The sequence below is a fragment of the Dialister sp. genome (assembly GCF_036343215.1).
In the GTDB taxonomy this organism is placed as follows: domain Bacteria; phylum Bacillota; class Negativicutes; order Veillonellales; family Dialisteraceae; genus Dialister.
In genome coordinates this window covers 1-3,084 of the sequence record NZ_JAZASU010000147.1, presented here as the reverse complement: position 1 = coordinate 3,084, position 3,084 = coordinate 1, and the positions used below count along the sequence as shown (strand labels likewise).

At 48.7% G+C, this 3,084-nt stretch carries 2 protein-coding genes; both read right to left on the bottom strand.

The features are described 5' to 3' along the window. Positions 1-157: 157 nt before the first annotated feature. On the bottom strand, positions 158-1,312 hold the full coding sequence (locus VZT47_RS09860; RefSeq protein WP_330224790.1) for an MFS transporter: 1,155 nt from the start codon (positions 1,310-1,312) through the stop codon (positions 158-160). Positions 1,313-1,861: 549 nt separating this feature from the next. Continuing rightward, on the bottom strand, positions 1,862-3,084 hold a 1,223-nt coding region (locus VZT47_RS09855; protein ID WP_330224789.1), incomplete at its 5' end, for an ATP-binding protein.

Here is a 3,084-nt window from a genome sequence, read left to right as displayed (position 1 = left end):
GCACCAAAATTAAGTATTCTATACATAGTGACCTCCGTTTGCGTGTAGGTAATTCCCTGTTCGGGATGGGTTTTCGTCGACTTCATTGTACAGGGTGAATCCACGAATGTGCAAACCGGAGGTCACTTCATATTATCTAACAGCTAAAGGCTAAAAGCTAACTCTCTTTCTTCTTCTCTTTCAGCAAAAATGTGACGAAGAGTGCCAGTATGGCTATAGGAATCAGTGTGGCAAGTCCCACCTGGAGTCCGTACATATCGCCCACTTTTCCTACCATAGGCGCCATGAGGCCTCCGATGGTAATGCCGACACCTAAAGTTATGCCAGAGGAAAAGCCTACGTTTTTCGCAAGGTATGTCTGCCCGAGGACGATGGTGGGTCCGTACATGGCAAATACACCGAAAGCTACGGGGAGCATGAGGATATAGGAAAGAATAGGCGTCCCGCTCAGGATGAAAAGGATGAGTCCGGGAATGAGGATCATCAGGCTGTAGCGGATCATATGGACGTATCCTACCCGGTCGGAAAGGGCGCCTCCGCAGTAGGTCAGAATGGCACCGATGGTGAAAAATATGGTGAGTGCCATATTTCCTTCTCCTGCGGTCTTACCGAGCTGGGAAATCCAGAAAAGAGGAATGAAGGTATTCAGGCAGGCAAAAGAAACAGAGCGGGCCAGAATGAGGAAGAAGAGTTTCCCGAAGGATTTCCAGTCGTTTTCGGCCCCTTCTTTCGATTCCCTCTTTACCCCTTCTGCCTCTTCGGAGCGGGAAAGGATAAAGGTCCATGTGTAAAGGAGGGTGCAGATGACACCAAGAATGGCATAAATCCAGAGATACTGGCGGCCCAGGGTATAGGCGGTAGAAGCAATGATGGGTCCGATGGCAAATCCCATATTTCCACCGATGGCAAAAAATCCCATGGCTTTTCCTTTGGCCGGACCGGTCATACGGTTCACCAGAAGTGCCCCTTCCGGATGGAAGATAGCGGAACCTATCCCCGAAAGAAGTGCCAGAAGAAGGACTGATTCGTAGGTACCTGCCGTGGTTCCCATGAAACTGATGGAAAAAGTCACCATCAATACTCCCAGGGGAATCAGAAATGGCAGTTTTACCTTGTCTGCCAGGTACCCGAAAAGCGGCTGGACTACGGAGGAACACATGGTATTGGCCAGCATGACCGTAGCCGCTTCGTAGTAAGAAAGGCCCAGCAGGTTGATAAAGAGCGGCAGAAGGGCCGCAATGGAACCCTGCCCCGTATCATTGATGCAGTGACAGACGGTAGGGATAAAAGGACGGATTTTTTCCTGAATCATAAAAACCTCCCGCGGTTAAAGATGATTCTTATTATACTACTCATGGTAAGGATGAGGAAATAAATTATACTGTAAAAAAAGGACAACTGCAGGAATAAAGGCTTTTGTTCCGGGGTTGTCGGGGGGCTCGGGGGTGTCGGGAGACTCGGGGAGGTAGCGGCGCAGCAGTATAAAGGCGCCGCTCTCTTGATTTTTTGTTTCACCTTTCCCTGTGCACAATTTGAGAATTTTGAGGATGGATGCGGTTCGAATCTTGCGATGGCACTCGCCCCTTCGGGGCTTTTGCCCCCGAGCCTCGACTTGAACCGTTTGATGGCTTTGGGGCGTTTGGCGTTTAGAGTCTTGCGATGACTCTCGCCACCTTTCGGCGGCTTTGGCCCTTCGGCTTCGACCTGAATGGTTTGAGGGCTTGGAGGTGAATGCCGATTGGGGTCTTGCGATGGCACTAGCCGCTTTTTGCGATTTTTCGAACAAAATAAAATAGCGGACTGTCAATTCGATGTCCGCTATCCTGTGAATTCTGTTGTTTTAAGTTCCTCACCCCGAACGTTATGCTTTTATTTCCCCTCTGTCTTTCAGGAATTTCTTCAGCAGAAAAGTGAGGAAGTATGGGAAAGTGTAGAATTTCCCGTTGAAACTGATATTTTTATTTCCCAGTTTGATGCCGTAGTGGATATCTTCATAGGTATCTTTGGTGATCAGGTGATTCAGGGATGGGGTGGCACCGTCCTGCGCTTTTATTTCCACGGGGACCAGGGAGTCCCGGTCACGGACCATGAAGTCCATTTCTACCGTGGATTTCGGATTCCGGTAGAAGAAGAGCGGAAATCCTGCTTTGGTCAGCATGTCGGCCGCCACATTTTCATAGAGGGCTCCTTTGTAAATATTGAAATTTTTATTGAAACGGAGATCTTCCTGTACTTCTTCGTCCAACGATGCCACAAGAAGGCCGGGATCGCCGAAGTAAAGCTTGAAATCTTTGGGATTGTAATTTCCTTTGAGCGGCAGCTCCGGACGGTCCAGGTTATAGCAGATATTGACGATGCCTGCATTGGAGAGCCATTCCACCACCCCCACATAGTCCCTGCTTCTCGCATTTCTGGCCACTTTGGAAATCTGGAATTTCTTGTTTGACTGTCCCAGAAATACGGGAATGGCCCGATAAACGTTCAGGATTCTTGCTTTGTCCAGTCCTCCGGCATATTTCGTGATATCTTCTTCATAGTCCAGGAGAATCTGCTGCTGCATGGCAAGGATGCCGGAATAGTTGCCCTGATTTACAAACCGGCTGACGATGTCCGGCATGCCCCCTGCTACCATGTATTCCAGAAAGAGGTCGTGAAGGGCATGCATCTGCGTTTCCGACAGGGGCAGAAGGGATTCCATATGATCATAGAGATCGTCAATCTGCGCTTTCCCATACCCCTGGGCCCAGAGAAATTCTTCAAAGTCCAGGGAGTGCATGACCACATCCTGCTTGTATCCCACGCTGTTCGATTCGATTTCCCCATAATTGATGCCCATGAGGGAACCGGAGCAGATCACGTCATACCGCCCGTCTATTTTGAAAGCTTTCAGGCTCGTGGCGCCGTTAATGCAGACTTGTATCTCATCAAAGAAAATGAGGGTCTTATGGGGAATGAGACGAATTTCCGGATGGATGAAGGTCATGTTTTTCAGAATTTTGTCCACTTCATAGCCATCATCAAAAATCGTCCTGTATTCTTTCTGCAGGATGAAATTGATTTCTATATAGGATTCATACTGAGTCT

Coding starts and splice junctions, on each gene's coding strand:
- VZT47_RS09860 (WP_330224790.1), bottom strand. CDS start 1,312: ATGATTCAGGAAAAAATCCGTCCTTTTATCCCTACCGTCTGTCACTGC.